The organism is Mesorhizobium sp. LjRoot246, from assembly GCF_964254115.1.
In the GTDB taxonomy this organism is placed as follows: domain Bacteria; phylum Pseudomonadota; class Alphaproteobacteria; order Rhizobiales; family Rhizobiaceae; genus Mesorhizobium.
In genome coordinates, this window is sequence record NZ_CAXUSN020000001.1 from 2,522,339 (window position 1) to 2,536,943 (window position 14,605).

The window sequence follows — 14,605 nt, forward strand, 5'->3', positions numbered from 1 at the left end:
ACAGGGATCGTCATGGCCAAGGAAATCGTCGAAGTGCCGGTGCTGTCTGCGGCCGTGCGCGCGCTCGGCGTGCCGCTGTCGCTGGTGACCAGGGCCGCGGGGCTGGTCTTCGTGTCCGGCACGCCGCCGCTCGATATTGCGACCGGCAGGCTGGTCAAGGGCGACATCGAGGTGCAGACCGAGGCGTCGCTGAAGGCGCTGAAACATTGCTTGGAAGCGGCCGGCACCTCGCTGGACAATGTGGTGATGGTGCGCATCTACGCCGTCAATTCCGGCTTCTACAACGCCATCAACCGCGTCTATGCCAGGCATTTCCCGGAAAACCCGCCCTCGCGGACCTTCGTGCCGGTGGCGTCCTGGCCGATGGAGTTCGATATCGAGATCGAGTGCGTGGCGACGGCTTGATCTCTGGACCATGCGTCGGCGCTGGCGTTCCGCCAATGCCGGGATAAGCTCCCGGCAATTGCAGGTTGGCGCCAAGGCCCCCTCATCCGACCGCTTCGCGGCCACCTTCTCCCCGAGGGGAGAAGAGGGAAGCGCTGGCGCTTGTCGTCTCCTCTCCCCCGGGGGAGAGGTCAGCCGAGCGAAGCGGAGGCTGGGTGAGGGGGCCTTGGCGCCAGCCTGACCAAACCAGGGAGCATCACCATGAAAAAAGAAGTCATCGAAGTGCCGATCATGTCGGCCAAGGTACGGGCGCTCGGCCTGCCGTGCTCGACTGCGGTCAGGGCTAACGGCTTCGTGTTCATCTCGGCGACGCCGCCGGTGGACATGGTGACTGGCGAGATGGTGCGCGGCGATATCGAGGTGCAGACCGAGGCGTCGCTGAAGGCGCTGAAACATTGCCTGGAAGCGGCCGGCACCTCGCTCGACAACGTGGTGATGGTGCGCATCTACGCCGTTAATTCCGGCTTCTACAACGCGATTAACCGGGTCTATGCGAAGTATTTTTCGACCAACCCGCCGGCGCGGAGTTTTGTCCCGGTGGCTTCTTGGCCGATGGAGTTCGATATCGAGATCGAGTGTGTGGCGGTGGCTTGAGAAGGCTGAGCCGGTCTCAACGCTGCGATTGGCGGGGAGGCTGCGTAGCATCTATCTTTCCCTTGATGATGGGAGAGATCGCGATTTCATAGCCTTGTGTAGCAAGAGTTCCAACGCTTCGCCCACCTCGAATATGGGAAATTATTGTTGTGACTATCCAAAGAAATAAATTTCTGCTTTGTTTCGAGGATGGCAGCAGTTAATCTTCCAATACAGATAACTTACGACACAAGGGGTTCAACACCTTTGGCGGACGTAATAGCGGCATTGCAAGCCGCAGACACGGCGATTCAGGACGCCGTCTCCCTGCTTCCTAGTCTAATCGATGGTGTTCACATCGAGCGAATTCAGATAAATGTTCGCTCTTTGTCCCAAGAAAGCCCCCTTCGGGAGCTATTCATGGTGTCGCTGATCGTCGCCTTTCAAGACGATTTGAAAACCGAGATACCGCCGATGCTTGAAGACCTTTTCAAGGTCAATATACCGGATTCCTACGACTCGTTAGTTACGGTCGTAACGATGATCATCCTGTTTTACGGCGCGTCGTTTTTGAAGGACGCAGCGGTGAAGGCTGTGGAAGATGGAGCGCTTAGGCGGAAACTGGACAACATTGTCGACCAGCTCGCCAAAAACACCGGCAAGTCGAAAGAGGAAATAAAGAAGCTCCTTGATGCGAAGTATGGCAAACCCGCTACCGTAAAGCGCTTAGCAAAGGCGGTGCAAGGCTTCTTTATTCCAAGCCAGCGCGAAGGTGGCGTTCCTATCTTATTTGATAGGGAGCGTGTGGAGCCAGAAGTCGTCAAAGAAATACCGTATGCCGAAGAATTCAGCGCCAGGGAGGATTTTGAACGATACGACAGTTACAATGACGTGACGCTTGAAATACACGCCCAGGATAAGGATAAGATCAGTACTGGTTGGGCGGCAGTCCCGAAGGGTGTCTCGGAAACGCGGCTCAGAATGAAGTTGGTTGAGCCTGTGACAGCCCACGATATTTGGACCAAGGATACCATTCGGGGCGATATCACCGTTGTTTCTAAGCTCACGAGCGACGGATACGCGCCGGCGGAAATCCATCTGACTGCTGTGCGAAATTCGGATTAGTTGAGCCCCAGAGCTGGGCCTATACTGCTATTCTTATGAGATATATATGTGGTGTCTAAGTGAATTTTGGGGAGGGGTGAATCGTGACGGTAGTCGTGTCTCTGATCAATATGAAGGGTGGCGTAGGTAAGACGACGCTTGCGTTCAATTTATCTTGGTATGCCAGTTACAAGAAGAATAAGAAAGTTCTTGTAATAGACCTTGACCCGCAATCGAACGCAAGTCAATATTTGATGGGTGCTAAGTCGTACTTGGATTATATTAAGGCAAATAGAGGTACCGTTGTCAACATTTTGGAGCAGTTTACCCCGGCTTTTCAGAGCGGCGCCCCTACCGCATTAAAGGCAAGTGATGTTATTGTGAATGTCAAAGCTTGGCAGGATCAGAGCAGGATAGACCTTATTCCATCGCGTCTTGAGTTGGCGTGGACATTGAAGAACCCGACCTCTAAAGACCATCTGCTTGCAAAGTTCATATCTGAGAATGCTGGCGCCTATGATTTGGTCCTTATTGATTGTGCTCCTACGGAGTCTATACTTACCCTTTCCGCATATAGATCAAGTAAATACGTACTAATCCCAGTGAAGCCAGAGTTCTTGGCGGCGATAGGCCTCCCGCTGCTTGTCCGCTCTCTACAGGATTTTCATAGTTCCTTCGGGCAACACCAACTTGAGATTGCTGGAATCACATTCACGGATTCCGATCCACAGCATGTTAAGCCTGAGCACAACGCAGGACGAAACGACGTCAACACGATTTCAACACAACAAGGGTGGTACGTATTTTCCAACGAGCTTAGGCACTCGGATTCATATCCGAAGGGTGCGCGTACCGGCGAGCCCATTTTCTTGACGGATTATGCCCGCTGGTGGGTAAAGGACGCTTTTGATAAGTTGGGGGCCGAATTCATGGGACGAGTCGGATTGTGACGAAAAGAGAGCGAGAACTCTTCCTTGAGCTGCTCATTTTGCGATCCCGCTATTCAGATGATGAGCTTAAAGCGGTGGGCCGAATGGCAGGGCAGCAGCACTTAGGTGCTGATTTTGATTCCATTTTGAGAATTTTGTCGAAATTTGATCAGCGACTACAGCCCATCCAGCCAAGCAGGCGAATGGTGCCGCAGAGCCCGAGGGCGATGCGAAGTCAATTTCTGAGTCGTCTCAATGACAAGAAGAAGATGTCAATGGCACGACTCAATTTGATAGCCAGTATGTTAGAGGTTGGCCAAGATATTAAGGAGAGAGAGGGTATAGTTAGGGCAATTTCTCAGAAATTATCTCATTTTGACGAAAGTCAGATTGAGGAGTTCATTGCCAATTTGTCCGAGAGATCAGCAGACAGCAGCTATTTGAAATTGGCTAATTTTATTATTCGTGAAGATTAATTGCTGCAGAGAGTGCCTGCTCCTCACGCAAAATACTCCTGCAGCGGCCTAACCTCCAAACTCCCCGCCTTCAGCGCCGCAATCGCCTCCGCCACCGCGGCAGCACCCGACAGCGTCGTGTAATACGGCACCTTCTGCATCAGCGTGGCGCGGCGCAGTGACTTGGAGTCCGACACCGCCTTCTGGCCATCCGTGGTGTTGAAGACGATCTGCACCTGGCGGTTGCGGATGGCGTCTTCGATGTGGGGGCGGCCTTCCAGCACCTTGTTTATTTTCTCGGCGACGACACCGTTTTCGGCGAGGAAGCGGGCCGTGCCCGAGGTGGCCAGCACCTTGAAGCCGAGGCCGGCGAGGCGCTTGACCGCCGGCAAGATGCCTTTCTTGTCCTCGTCGCGCACCGAGACGAACAGCGTGCCGGAGCGCGGCAGGTCGACGCCGGCGCCGAGCTGGCTCTTGGCGAAGGCCAGCGCGAAGTCGCGGTCGAGGCCCATGACCTCGCCGGTCGAGCGCATTTCCGGGCCGAGCAATATGTCGACGCCGGGGAAGCGGGCGAAGGGGAAGACGGCTTCCTTGACCGCAATGTGGCCGGGGTTCCTGGGGTCGGGCATGGCGCCGTAATGGGCGAAGGCGTCTTCCAGTCTCTCGCCGGCCATGATGCGGGCGGCAATTTTCGCGATGGGACGCCCGATGGTCTTGGCGACGAAAGGCACGGTGCGCGACGCGCGCGGGTTGACCTCCAGCACGTAGACCGTGCCGTCCTTGATCGCGTACTGCACGTTCATCAGGCCGCCGACATTGAGCGCACGGGCAAGGGCCGCCGTCTGGCGCTCCAGTTCGTCGACCAGCTCGGACAGCAGCGAGTGCACCGGCAGCGAGCAGGCGCTGTCGCCCGAATGGATGCCGGCCTCCTCGATGTGCTCCAATATGCCGGAGACGAAGGTCGACTTGCCGTCGCAGAGACAATCGACATCGACCTCGATGGCGCCGGAGAGATAGGTGTCGAACAGCAGCGGGTTCTTGCCCAGCAGCGTGTTGATCTGGCCGGTCTTGTCGTTGGGGTATTTCTGCTTGATGTCCTCCGGCACCAGGCCGGGCACGGTGTCAAGCAGATAGGATTGCAGCATGCCCTCGTCATGGATGATCTGCATGGCGCGGCCGCCGAGCACATAGGACGGGCGCACCACCAGCGGGAAGCCGAGCTCGCCGGCAACCAGGCGGGCCTGCTCGACCGAATAGGCGATGCCGTTCTTCGGCTGGCTGAGGTTGAGCTTGTGCAGCAGCTTCTGGAAGCGGTCGCGGTCTTCGGCGAGATCGATCATGTCGGGCGAGGTGCCGAGGATCGGGATGCCGGCCTTTTCCAGCGCATCGGCCAGCTTCAGCGGCGTCTGGCCGCCGAACTGGACGATGACGCCGACCAGCTCGCCCGAGGCCTGCTCGGCGCGCAGGATCTCCAGCACGTCCTCGGCCGTCAGCGGCTCGAAATAGAGACGGTCGGAGGTGTCGTAGTCGGTCGACACTGTCTCGGGGTTGCAGTTGATCATGATCGCTTCATAGCCGGCATCACGCAGCGCGAAGGCGGCGTGGCAGCAGCAATAGTCGAACTCGATGCCTTGGCCGATGCGGTTGGGGCCGCCGCCGAGGATCACGACTTTTTTGCGCGACGAGACCTGCGCCTCGTTGGCGAGGCTGCCCGCGAACGGCACTTCATAGGTCGAGTACATGTAGGCGGTGGGCGAGGCGAACTCGGCCGCGCAGGTGTCGATGCGCTTGTAGACCGGATGGACGTCGAGCTTTTCGCGCGCCTTCTGGACCATTTCGATGTCGGTTTTGGTCAGCGACGCCAGGCGGGCGTCGGAGAAACCCATCGCCTTCAGCATGCGCAAATTGACGGCATCTTCGGGAATGCCGTGCTCGCGGATGCGGGCTTCCATGGCCAGGATGCCGGCGATCTGTTCGAGGAACCACGGATCGATCTTGCACATGGCGTGCACGTCTTCCAGCGAAGTGCCCATGCGGATCGCCTGCGCCACCATGCGCAGCCGGTCCGGCGTCGGCGTGCCGAGGGCGGCGCGGATGGCGTTGCGGTCGTCGGCATGGTTGGCCGGCATGGCACCGTGGCCAATGCCGGGGATCTCGATCTCGTCGAGGCCGGTCAGGCCGGTCTCCAGTCCGCGCAGGGCTTTCTGCAGCGATTCCTGGAAGGTGCGGCCGATGGCCATGACTTCGCCGACCGACTTCATGGCGGTGGTCAGCACCGGCTCGGCGCCGGGGAATTTTTCGAAGGCAAAGCGCGGGATCTTTGTGACGACGTAGTCGATGCTCGGTTCGAACGAGGCGGGCGTCGCGCCGCCGGTGATGTCGTTCTCCAGCTCGTCCAGCGTGTAGCCGACGGCGAGTTTTGCCGCGATCTTGGCTATGGGGAAACCGGTCGCCTTGGAGGCCAGAGCCGACGAGCGCGAGACGCGCGGGTTCATCTCGATCACCACCAGGCGGCCGTCGGCCGGGTTGACGGCGAACTGCACGTTGGAGCCGCCGGTCTCGACGCCGATCTCGCGCAGCACCGCGATCGAGGCGTTGCGCATCATCTGGTATTCTTTGTCGGTCAGCGTCAGGGCAGGGGCGACGGTGATCGAGTCGCCCGTGTGCACGCCCATCGGGTCGATGTTCTCGATCGAGCAGACGATGATGCAATTGTCCGCCTTGTCGCGGACGACCTCCATCTCATACTCCTTCCAGCCGAGCACGCTCTCCTCGATCAGCACTTCGGTGGTCGGGGAGGCGTCGAGGCCGGACTGGACGATCTCGTAGAATTCGGCGCGGTTGTAGGCGATGCCGCCGCCGGTGCCGCCCATGGTGAAGGACGGGCGGATGATGGCCGGCAGGCCGACATGGTCGAGCGCCTGGGCGGCGATCGCCATGCCATGGCTGATGTAGCGCTGCTTGCGGTCGCCCTCGCCGAGGTTCCAGCGGGTTTCCAGTGCATCGAGGGCGGCGTCGAGATCGGCCGGCTTCTCGGCCTTGAGGGCCGCGCGCTCGGCCTCATGCGTCTTGCGGTCGGTGTTCTTGACGTCGGTGGCGTTGGCCAGCATCGACTTCGGCGTTTCCAGGCCGATCTTCTTCATCGCCTCGCGAAACAGCGCGCGGTCCTCGGCCTTGTCGATGGCCGTGGCGTCGGCGCCGATCATCTCGACATTGTAACGCTCGAGCACGCCCATGCGGCGCAGCGACAAAGCGGTGTTGAGCGCCGTCTGGCCGCCCATGGTCGGCAGCAGCGCGTCGGGCCGCTCCTTGGCGATGATCTTGGCCACCACTTCGGGCGTGATCGGCTCGATATAGGTGGCGTCGGCCAGTTCCGGGTCGGTCATGATGGTGGCCGGGTTGGAATTGACCAGGATGACGCGAAAACCTTCCTCCTTCAGCGCCTTGCAGGCCTGGGTGCCGGAATAGTCGAACTCGCAGGCCTGGCCGATGACGATGGGGCCGGCCCCGATGATCAGGATCGACTTGATGTCGGTGCGTCTTGGCATGTCAAAGGTCCGTTCGGCGGGCGGCTTGCACAAAAAACCGGGACGGGAAGACCCGGCCGGTTGTGCTCGCGATTCTAGTATCAGGCTAGGAGGGCCTTATAGGGAAGAGTTTTGCGGGATGTAACCCCGAAAATGAGGGTTGGTAGGGGCTGCCCCCAACCGAGCACAAGCGCCTCATCCCTTGGCGCCCCCCTCTGCCCTGCCGGGCATCTCCCCCTCAAGGGGGGAGATTGGATGTCGTGACCGTTTTCGCCAATTTTCAACGTTCGAGAAAAAGCTGTGAAGTTGAAGCTGCCAATCTCCCCACTTGAGGGGGAGATGTCCGGCAGGACAGAGGGGGGCGCTGTCCCGCTGGCGTCAAAAGAGCCCGGCTAGTCCCCCAGCGCCAGCTGATCCGTGATCTCAAACCGCTCGGCCTCGCCGATGCGGATCATGTTGAGGCTGCCCTCCCGAGTGAAGCGGAAGTCGCTGGGCGCGTCGGAGCCAGCCGGCTGGCCGGCACGGAAGGAGATGATGCGCGTGCCGCCGTCGGGCCATGTCACGGTGATGTTCGCCTTGTCGGCGGTGTGCACCACGCTGACCTTGCAGCGCTCCATCGGCTGGCCGACATAGCGGGCGCAAGGAATTTCGGGATCCGGCGAGGCGTCTGGCGCCGCCAGTGCCAGGCGATAGGCATCCTGAATGGCGGCGCGGCCGATTTCGGTGGCCGATTTCGGCTCGCTTTCGGTTGCCGGATCGGTGCCGCCGAGCCGCGCCGTCAGGTCGGGCGGTGCGACACCGGCGGCCACCGCGCTGTTGGCTGAGCCGGTGGTCTGCGATTGATCAGGCGCCGATGCCTGCTCGGCCTCATCGCCAGCACCCGTGGAGGCAACCACCGGCGCATCGGCCGGTCTTGTCTCGCCTTCGACATAGGGAGCCGGATTGAGAGGGATGAGGTAGCGCGCCGGCGCCCAGCCGCTCAGCTTCTCCTTGCCCGTGCTCTCGACCTTGCACCATTTGTAGCCGTTGATGTCGTTGCAGCCGAGATTGGTGACCCTGTCGCCGCTGGTCAGCTGCGCCTCGACCTTGGCGACTGGAGATGCGGTGCTGCGGATCTTGAGAAGATCATCCGGCGCCAGGCCGGTCACGATGGAGATGACGAGATCCGGCGCCTCTTCAGCCTTAGTAGGGGCAATGACTGGCCATGCCGCCATCAGCAGCGGAGCGGCAATCAGCGCATGCAGGGTTGTTCGGAGCGAAACTGTGCGCCTCATCGTTTGGCCGTGCGCTGAAACCTGCCGCGGCGGATCGAGCCCGCCGCAAGCCCGGCCGGTTTTATAAGGGACGACGCGCCGCCATGTAAGCCCGAAAATTCGATCGCCGTTTCACCTGTGTCAACCCATTCCGCCAGGCCGTGAGCCAACTCAGCTGAGCGGCATGGAACGCAAGAGCGTTCAGCCGGGCATGGGCATATACCCAGTCTTGAGCGCATGGGACCATTCCGGTCGCCCCGCCTGTTCGGCCTGCCTGGCGGCTGCCTCATGGTCGTAGTCGACGGCGATGGCCTCGAAGCGATCGGGCTGGCCGTTGCTGCCCAAGGTGACGATGCCGTAGCGCGCATGCGGCGAGCCCTGCTCGGAGACATGCGCCGGCGGGGTCGAATCGTCGTAGGCGGGGCAGCCGATGCTGCCCGGGTTGAAGATGACGGGGCCATCGGGGATGCGGATCAATTCAGTCCGGTGGCTGTGGCCGCAGAGCGCGATGCGGCAGGCGGGGTCGAGCGCCTTCAGCCGGCGCCGGATCGCCGCCAACGGCGCGCGCACCAGCTGGCCATTGACGATCGTATCGAGCAGATATTTCTCGTCATGGTCGGGGCGGGCGTGGAAGGCGGCCACGCCAGGCGCGATCTCCAAGGTGAGAGGTTGGGCGAAGAGCGCCTCAAGTTGCGGCTCTGTCAGCCGCTCCTGCGCGTAGACATCGGAAGCCCACATGGTCTCGTCGGCAGGATCCGCGGCGACACGGCGGTCGTGATTGCCGCGCACCGTCGGCAGGTTGAGCGCCTCCAGCCGTTCCATCGTTTCGCGTGGCCACAGTGGGCCGGAAACGCTGTCGCCGAGATTGACGGTCAGGTCGGCGCCGCCGCGCAGGCGCAGATCGTCAAGCACGGCGTCGAGCGCCAGCACATTGCCATGGATATCGGCGAGAACGGCGATGCGCATAGGGGAGGCTCCTGTGGACTGATGAATGACTGTCGGCAAGGGCGAACCTTGCAGGATCTGGGTTCCTCGCCCCCACGGAAGTGGGGGAGAGGTGGCTCGGCGAAGCCGAGACGGAGAGGGGCTTAGCGCGACGGCGATCAGGTTCCTAGAGGCATTCGCCCTACGAAGCCCCCTCTCCGACCGCTTCGCGGCCACCTCTCCCCCGCGATGCGGGGGCGAGGAACCCAAGTTCTTCAAGGCTCAGGCGTGCACTTCGATATCGTGGCCGCCGACCGCCGGCAGTACGGGATCGTCGCCGGCGGCGGCGATGATGCTGTCGAGCAGGCCGGGGAAGCGGGCGTCGAGGTCGGCGCGGCGCAGCGAGATCATGCGGTTGGTGCCGGCCACTTCGGCGCGGGTGACGCCGGCCTCGCGTAGTTTGGCCAGGTGGTAACTCAGATTGGTCTTCGAGCCGAAGTTGAGGAACTGGCTGCAGTTCAGCGGCACGCCTTGCTTGCTGGCGAGATAGCGCACGATGGCCAGCCGCGTCGGGTCGCCGAGCACGCCGAGCACGATCGGCAGACTGATCTGGTCCGTATTGGGGTGTGGCAAGGTCATGGCTCGAAACTAAGCACAGTCGGGGCCGATTTCAACGCATCTGTCCTACCGTATCCGTACACACCGTTTCTCCGTTTCGCGGCCATGCGACCGACCGTGCTGACACAGGGCTGTCAGGAGGGTTCAATTATTTTCCGCTGGCTTCATTGACATGATGCCCTGTTATGTCCAATTGTTCAACAACTCTTGAACTAAGGACATCGCTCCATGGACAAGCGCCTCTACTGGCTTGCGCTCGGATCGTTCACGATCTCGACCGAAGGCTTCGTCATCTCCAGCCTTCTGCCCGACATCGCGCGGGACGCCGGCATCTCCATTCCGCTGGCCGGCACGCTGATCACCGCCTTCGCGCTTGCCTATGCGGTCGGCACGCCGATCCTAGCGACGCTGACCGGCGAATGGGACCGGCGCCGCGTCATCCTGTGGACGCTGGTATTCTTCGTGCTCGGCAACATCGCCGCCGCCTTGAGTTCCTCCTTCGAGTTGCTGTTGATCGCGCGCATCGTCATGGCGCTGTCGTCGGGCCTGTTCGCGGCGACCGCGCAGGGCACGGCGGTGGCGCTGGTCGATGATCATCACCGGGCGCGTGCCATCGCCGTCGTCGTCGGCGGCACCACGGTGGCCGTTGCCCTCGGCGCGCCATTGGGCGCGCTCGTTGCCACCGTTGCCGGCTGGCGCGGCACCTTTTTTGCCATCGCCGGCCTTGGCGCGCTTGCGGGCGCGATCCTGTGGTACCGGCTGCCGCAGGGCATCGTCGGCACCAGGCTGCCCTTGAAGCGCAGGCTGGCGGCCGCGCTGCGTCCCGGCGTGATGCCGATCCTTTTGACGACAGTGCTGGCGCTGATCGGTGCCTTCACCGTCTTTGCCTATGTCGCGCCGCTCGCCATCGAGGGCGGCGGTCTCAGCCAGATCGCGCTGCCCGGCATGCTGCTCGCCTTCGGCGTCGGCGCCGTCATCGGCAACATTGGTGGCGGCCAGGCCGCCGACCGGTTCGGCGCGACCCGCACCGTCGGCTGGTCGCTGGCGCTGAGTGCCGGAATGCTGGTCTTGCTGTCGGTCATCCCGACCTTCCTGCCGCACCATATTGCCGGGCCGGCGCTGATGGCGATGATGGTGCCGTGGGGCATCGTCGGCTGGGCCTTCCCGCCGGCGCAGGCCAGCCGCATCATCAAGCTGGCGCCCGATGCCGCCCCGATCGTGCTGTCGCTCAACGCCTCGGCGCTCTATCTCGGCGTGGCGCTGGGCGCGGTGGTCGGTGGTGCCGTGCTGCGCTACGGCGCGCCGGCCGATCTCGGCCTGGTCGCCGCGATCTTCCCGATCATCGGGCTTGGCATCATGGTTGCCGGCCGTTGGGCGGCTCGGCCTGTAGAGATGCCTGCCGAGTAGAACCTTCGTAAATCCGTCGGCCGGCTCAGTTGGCCGGCGGCAGTTCAAAATCCAGCGCGGCGATCTCATCCAGCGCCGCGCGCAGGCTTTCCGCCTGTTCCTTGCCGACGACATCCTCCAAACGCTGCTGGGCGATGTGCCAAAGCTTCATCGCTTCGTTGAGCTTCACCAAGCCTTGCGGCGTCAGCCTTACGCGCTTGATGCGGCGGTCGTCCGGGTCGGCGAAGGTCTCGACATAGCCGTCGCGGATCAGTGGCTTCAGCGTATGACCGAGCGCCGACAGGTCCATGATCAGCGACGCGGCGATGGCGCCCATCGCCGGCTCGTCGCCGATATGGATCTGGTAGAGCAGGCCCTGCTGCGTTGCCTTCAGGCCCGAAGGAGCCAGCACATCATCATAGAACTGGCCAAGCTTGCGCGCCGCGCGGCGCAGCGCGGCGTTGTTGCAGAGCGTGAGGCCGGGCAGGGTGTCCTTTGACATGATGGGTCCTTGGCGCCGGCGAATGATGCCCGGTCGCTGCCTCTCAAATAATCCCCATCCTCCTCATTGACAAGATAGTGGCATATGCCTACTTCACAATTAGTGGTATATGCCACTAATTCAAATCCGGCGACTTTCCGACAAGGCGAGGCAGAGGCGCGCCGTGCCGGTGGCCAGGTCGAAGCGAACCAAATCAGTCGAAAAAGGAACATGACAATGAGTGGACAGAGCAACAAGGGCACCGCGGTCGTCACCGGTGCTTCGTCGGGCATCGGCGCGGTCTATGCCGACCGGTTGGCAGGGCAGGGCTATGATCTGGTGCTGGTGGCGCGGCGCGCCGACCGGCTCGAGGAACTGGCCGGGAAGCTGCGTCACGCCTACGGCCATAAGGTCAGCGTGATCAGCGCCGATCTTGCCGACGACAATGACGTCCGCCGCGTCGAGCAGGCTGTAACAGCCGACGACAGCGTGACGCTGCTGGTCAACAATGCCGGCCTTGGCGGCCAGTCCGTGGTGGCAACCGCCGATGCGGACGCTGCCGAACGCATGATCAAGGTCAATGTCATCGCCCTGACGCGGCTGACCCGTGCCGTGCTGCCGGGGTTTCTGGCGCGCAACCGAGGTGCGGTCGTCAACATCGCCTCGGTGCTCGCCTATGAGACCTCGTTCGGCGGCATCTACAGCGGCACCAAGGCCTATGTCGTCAACTTCACCGAGGCCCTGCACCGCGAGGTCGCGGGCACCGGGGTGAAGGTGCAAGTCGTGCTGCCCGGTGCGACCCGCACCGATTTCTGGGAGCTTGCCGGCAGCGACATCGACCAGCTTCCGAAGGAAATCATCATGACGGCCGACGATATGGTCGATGCAGCCCTTGTCGGTCTTGCCAGGGGTGAAGCCGTCACCGTGCCGGCGCTTACCGACGCGGCCAAGCTGGACATTTTCCTCGGCGCCCGGCAGGCCTTCTACGGCAGCCTGCACGCCGACAAGCCAGCGGCCCGCTACGCGGCTTGAGTGAAGAAAGCTGGTTTGCTTCGCAAACCAGCACCCCCACCCCGCTGCTTCGCAGCGACCCTCCCCACAAGGGGGAGGGTGAGGCCGAGCCATCGTTGATGCGTGCAAAGGGCGCGCTCCCACCTCCCCCTTGTGGGGAGGTCGGACCGAAGGTCCGGGTGGGGGTATTGGCGCTGACTTTCGGGACTTGGGTACTTCACGCCGACCGCCACATCGGGATGATCGAGGCGGCCAAAACCAGCGCCAGCATGATGTTGAGCGCGCGCCATTGCCACTCGGTCTTGAGCAGCCGGGCCATAAGCATGCCGGCCACGCACCACAGCGACAGCGAGGCAGCGGCGGCGAGGCCGAAGGTGGCGCCGAGTAGCAGCGCGAGTTGCATCGGTCCGCTGGCCAATGCCGCAAACGAGGCCGCCGCGCCCAACCCCATCGCCCAGCCCTTCGGGTTCATCCATTGAATGCCGGCACCGCCGAGAAAGCTGTTCGGTTTGGCCATGCTCACACCCAGATTAGGCGGCCCGCTGCGGCCGATCTTGAACGCCAGCCAGACGAGATAGAGCGAGCCGATGACCTTCATCGCCAGCTGCAGCGAGGGCACGGCGAGCAGCAGGCCGGCAAGTCCGGCGGCGGCGGCGCCCGTCACCGTGGCAAGGCCGGCAGCACTGCCGACCAGCAAGGGCAGGGAACGGCGAAAGCCGAACTGCGCGCCGGAGGCGGTCGAGAGTGTCGTGGCGATGCCGGGCGTGGTGGTGGCAACGATGGCAAACAGGATGAGCGGGATGATGGGCTCGAGCATGGGGCGTCCTTTGGGAGGCTCCATGGTAGACTTCGATTGATATCAGTAAATGCAATGTTTGTGATGCTCGCCATTAGCATCTATAATGCCGGTGATGATCCGAAATCTCGACATGGCGCTGATCCGCACCTTCGTGACCGTCGCCGACAAGGCCAGCATGACGGCGGCCGCGAATGCGCTGCACCTGACGCAAGGCGCTGTCAGCCAGCAGATCAAGCGGCTGGAAGAGGTGCTTGGCTCCAGCCTGTTCGAGCGCGACCGGCGCGGCTTGCGGCTGACGCGCGCTGGCGAGCGGCTGTTCGGTAAGGGCAAACGGCTGCTGGCCTTGAATGACGAAATCTGGGCCGAGATGGCTGAGACACCGGTGGCCGGCCAGGTGCGGCTCGGCGTGCCCTACGACCTTGTCGGCACCTTGCTGGCGCCGGTGCTGAAGACCTATGCCGAGACCTATCCGCAGGTCGAGATATCGCTGGTCTGCGCCTCTTCGCCGGAGCTCACTGCCGCGCTTGCGGCCGGGACCATCGACCTTGCGGTGATCGAGGAACGCGTCGGCCCGTCGGCGGGCGAATGCCTTGTCGTCGACCGGCTGGTCTGGGTCGGCGCCAAGGGCGGCGTTGCCCGCGCCAAGCGCCCGCTGCCGGTCTCGATCGTCGCTGATACCTGCGCCTTCCGTCCGGCCGTGCTGGCGGCGCTCAGCGAACATGGGCTGGAATGGCGTACCGTGTTCGAAAACGGCAACATCGACGCGACGATGGCGACGGTGCGTTCCGATCTCGCCGTCACCACCTGGCTGGCCTCGACGGTGCCCGTGGATCTCGACATATTGCCATCGGAGTCCGGCCTGCCGCCGCTGCCGAACTTTGCCATCAACCTGCATCTGCCCAGGCATGGAGCAGGGCCTGCGGCGCAGGAATTCGCGCGGCATATCCGCGATGGGCTGGCGCGGCGGCCGGTGGCGGCTTGAGGGACTTCTCAGAACTTGGGTTCCTCTCCCCCGTCGATCGGGGGAGAGGTGTCGAGCGAAGCTCGACGGAGTGGGGGTCGATCTTTTTCCGCCTGATTACCGCTGCCTGAGTCTTGCCC

The 14,605-nt window shown here is 62.4% G+C and carries 14 protein-coding genes; 8 read left to right on the forward strand and 6 right to left on the reverse strand.

Annotated elements, in window-relative coordinates; genetic code table 11:
• Positions 1–12 precede the first annotated feature (12 nt).
• The 5 genes from ACSQ3L_RS12195 to ACSQ3L_RS12215 all read left to right on the forward strand — a co-directional run bounded on the left by ACSQ3L_RS12195 (position 13) and on the right by ACSQ3L_RS12215 (position 3,526).
• The gene (locus tag ACSQ3L_RS12195; protein ID WP_436160167.1) at positions 13–405 is read left to right on the forward strand and encodes a RidA family protein; all 393 of its coding nucleotides are present in this window, start codon (positions 13–15) and stop codon (positions 403–405) included.
• A 240-nt stretch (positions 406–645) separates the two neighbouring features.
• Positions 646–1,038 (forward strand): RidA family protein, encoded by a 393-nt coding sequence (locus ACSQ3L_RS12200; RefSeq protein ID WP_436160168.1) that lies wholly within the window; start codon positions 646–648, stop codon positions 1,036–1,038.
• Between the two features lie 399 nt (positions 1,039–1,437).
• Positions 1,438–2,142, forward strand: a complete 705-nt coding sequence (locus tag ACSQ3L_RS12205) for a hypothetical protein (RefSeq protein ID WP_436160169.1) — start codon at positions 1,438–1,440, stop codon at positions 2,140–2,142.
• Between the two features lie 83 nt (positions 2,143–2,225).
• Positions 2,226–3,071, forward strand: a complete 846-nt coding sequence (locus ACSQ3L_RS12210) for a ParA family protein (RefSeq protein WP_436160170.1) — start codon at positions 2,226–2,228, stop codon at positions 3,069–3,071.
• Positions 3,068–3,526, forward strand: coding sequence for a hypothetical protein (locus ACSQ3L_RS12215; protein ID WP_436160171.1), 459 nt, complete (start codon positions 3,068–3,070; stop codon positions 3,524–3,526). The genes ACSQ3L_RS12210 and ACSQ3L_RS12215 overlap by 4 nt, the downstream gene beginning before the upstream one ends.
• A 23-nt stretch (positions 3,527–3,549) precedes the next feature.
• Here ACSQ3L_RS12215 and carB read toward each other — a convergent pair whose 3' ends face one another.
• The 4 genes from carB to ACSQ3L_RS12235 form a co-directional block, all read right to left on the reverse strand.
• On the reverse strand, positions 3,550–7,053 hold the full coding sequence (carB, locus tag ACSQ3L_RS12220; RefSeq protein ID WP_436160172.1) for a carbamoyl-phosphate synthase large subunit: 3,504 nt from the start codon (positions 7,051–7,053) through the stop codon (positions 3,550–3,552).
• Positions 7,054–7,424: 371 nt separating this feature from the next.
• Entirely contained in the window at positions 7,425–8,306 is an 882-nt protein-coding gene (locus ACSQ3L_RS12225) for an SH3 domain-containing protein (protein ID WP_436160173.1), read from the reverse strand.
• 180 nt (positions 8,307–8,486) lie between these two features.
• Positions 8,487–9,251, reverse strand: a complete 765-nt coding sequence (locus ACSQ3L_RS12230) for a metallophosphoesterase family protein (RefSeq protein WP_436160174.1) — start codon at positions 9,249–9,251, stop codon at positions 8,487–8,489.
• A gap of 240 nt (positions 9,252–9,491) precedes the next feature.
• Positions 9,492–9,848, reverse strand: a complete 357-nt coding sequence (locus tag ACSQ3L_RS12235) for an ArsR/SmtB family transcription factor (protein ID WP_436160175.1) — start codon at positions 9,846–9,848, stop codon at positions 9,492–9,494.
• A 207-nt stretch (positions 9,849–10,055) separates the two neighbouring features.
• On the opposite strand from ACSQ3L_RS12235, the gene ACSQ3L_RS12240 reads away from it, so the two are divergent.
• Complete coding sequence (locus ACSQ3L_RS12240; RefSeq protein ID WP_436160176.1) at positions 10,056–11,234, forward strand: MFS transporter; 1,179 nt, start codon at positions 10,056–10,058, stop codon at positions 11,232–11,234.
• A gap of 25 nt (positions 11,235–11,259) precedes the next feature.
• Here ACSQ3L_RS12240 and ACSQ3L_RS12245 read toward each other — a convergent pair whose 3' ends face one another.
• Positions 11,260–11,715, reverse strand: coding sequence for a MarR family winged helix-turn-helix transcriptional regulator (locus tag ACSQ3L_RS12245; protein ID WP_436160177.1), 456 nt, complete (start codon positions 11,713–11,715; stop codon positions 11,260–11,262).
• 216 nt (positions 11,716–11,931) lie between these two features.
• Here ACSQ3L_RS12245 and ACSQ3L_RS12250 point away from each other — a divergent pair, with 216 nt between their 5' ends.
• On the forward strand, positions 11,932–12,726 hold the full coding sequence (locus ACSQ3L_RS12250; protein WP_436160178.1) for an SDR family NAD(P)-dependent oxidoreductase: 795 nt from the start codon (positions 11,932–11,934) through the stop codon (positions 12,724–12,726).
• Positions 12,727–12,922: 196 nt separating this feature from the next.
• Here ACSQ3L_RS12250 and ACSQ3L_RS12255 read toward each other — a convergent pair whose 3' ends face one another.
• Entirely contained in the window at positions 12,923–13,522 is a 600-nt protein-coding gene (locus ACSQ3L_RS12255; RefSeq protein ID WP_436160179.1) for a LysE family translocator, read from the reverse strand.
• A gap of 94 nt (positions 13,523–13,616) precedes the next feature.
• On the opposite strand from ACSQ3L_RS12255, the gene ACSQ3L_RS12260 reads away from it, so the two are divergent.
• Entirely contained in the window at positions 13,617–14,486 is an 870-nt protein-coding gene (locus ACSQ3L_RS12260) for a LysR family transcriptional regulator (protein ID WP_436163417.1), read from the forward strand.
• Positions 14,487–14,605: the final 119 nt, after the last annotated feature.

Bases quoted from the DNA above. Each gene is read 5' to 3' on its own strand.
- ACSQ3L_RS12240 (WP_436160176.1), top strand. From the start codon at position 10,056: ATGGACAAGCGCCTCTACTGGCTTGCGCTCGGATCGTTCACGATCTCG.
- ACSQ3L_RS12230 (WP_436160174.1), bottom strand. From the start codon at position 9,251: ATGCGCATCGCCGTTCTCGCCGATATCCATGGCAATGTGCTGGCGCTC.
- ACSQ3L_RS12245 (WP_436160177.1), bottom strand. From the start codon at position 11,715: ATGTCAAAGGACACCCTGCCCGGCCTCACGCTCTGCAACAACGCCGCG.
- carB (WP_436160172.1), bottom strand. From the start codon at position 7,053: ATGCCAAGACGCACCGACATCAAGTCGATCCTGATCATCGGGGCCGGC.
- ACSQ3L_RS12250 (WP_436160178.1), top strand. From the start codon at position 11,932: ATGAGTGGACAGAGCAACAAGGGCACCGCGGTCGTCACCGGTGCTTCG.
- ACSQ3L_RS12260 (WP_436163417.1), top strand. From the start codon at position 13,617: ATGATCCGAAATCTCGACATGGCGCTGATCCGCACCTTCGTGACCGTC.
- ACSQ3L_RS12255 (WP_436160179.1), bottom strand. From the start codon at position 13,522: ATGCTCGAGCCCATCATCCCGCTCATCCTGTTTGCCATCGTTGCCACC.
- ACSQ3L_RS12225 (WP_436160173.1), bottom strand. From the start codon at position 8,306: ATGAGGCGCACAGTTTCGCTCCGAACAACCCTGCATGCGCTGATTGCC.
- ACSQ3L_RS12195 (WP_436160167.1), top strand. From the start codon at position 13: ATGGCCAAGGAAATCGTCGAAGTGCCGGTGCTGTCTGCGGCCGTGCGC.
- ACSQ3L_RS12235 (WP_436160175.1), bottom strand. From the start codon at position 9,848: ATGACCTTGCCACACCCCAATACGGACCAGATCAGTCTGCCGATCGTG.
- ACSQ3L_RS12205 (WP_436160169.1), top strand. From the start codon at position 1,438: ATGGTGTCGCTGATCGTCGCCTTTCAAGACGATTTGAAAACCGAGATA.
- ACSQ3L_RS12200 (WP_436160168.1), top strand. From the start codon at position 646: ATGAAAAAAGAAGTCATCGAAGTGCCGATCATGTCGGCCAAGGTACGG.